This is a genomic window from Hydrogeniiclostridium mannosilyticum (genome assembly GCF_003268275.1).
In the GTDB taxonomy this organism is placed as follows: Bacteria; Bacillota; Clostridia; order Oscillospirales; family Acutalibacteraceae; genus Hydrogeniiclostridium; species Hydrogeniiclostridium mannosilyticum.
This window is the reverse complement of record NZ_QLYR01000044.1, coordinates 1-442: the sequence shown is the minus strand read 5'-3', so window position 1 is coordinate 442 and position 442 is coordinate 1. Positions and strand designations below refer to the sequence as shown.

The following is a 442-nucleotide window of genomic DNA, read 5'->3' as shown; positions in this document are numbered from 1 at the left end:
TTCATCCGCCGGAGGTATGCCGCCCCCTTGAACGCCACTGCAAGCAGCGTCCCAATAATAGACAAATAGGAGCAAATATCCGAAATACCCTTAAGCCATTCCATTTGCGCCTCCCTTATACGGCCTGCACGCCGCTCAGGGGGACCCAGGAATAAATCTCCTTCAGCAGTACCCGGTCGCTCTTGACCTGCTGGACCGTGTAGGTGTTCCCTTTAACATAGGAGGGAATCGCCACGCCGTTGATGTATTGGCTGCCGGTTACCTTCACCTTGCCGCCCGCCTCGATCTTTTTCGGCTCGGAAGGGGCGGGCGCGGCGCCCGTGCTGCCGGCTGCCGACAGATACTTTGTATTTACCGGGCTGCATATGGAGCTTGTCCCGCTTTCGTTCTTGTCAATCACAGCCCGATCCCCGCTGACTTGAGACACATACCAGCTTTGATT

1 pseudogene is annotated in these 442 nt (G+C 56.3%); it reads right to left on the bottom strand.

The features are described 5' to 3' along the window. Window positions 1-115 precede the first annotated feature (115 nt). Window positions 116-442: pseudogene (locus DPQ25_RS14865) on the bottom strand (hypothetical protein); the annotation flags it as partial.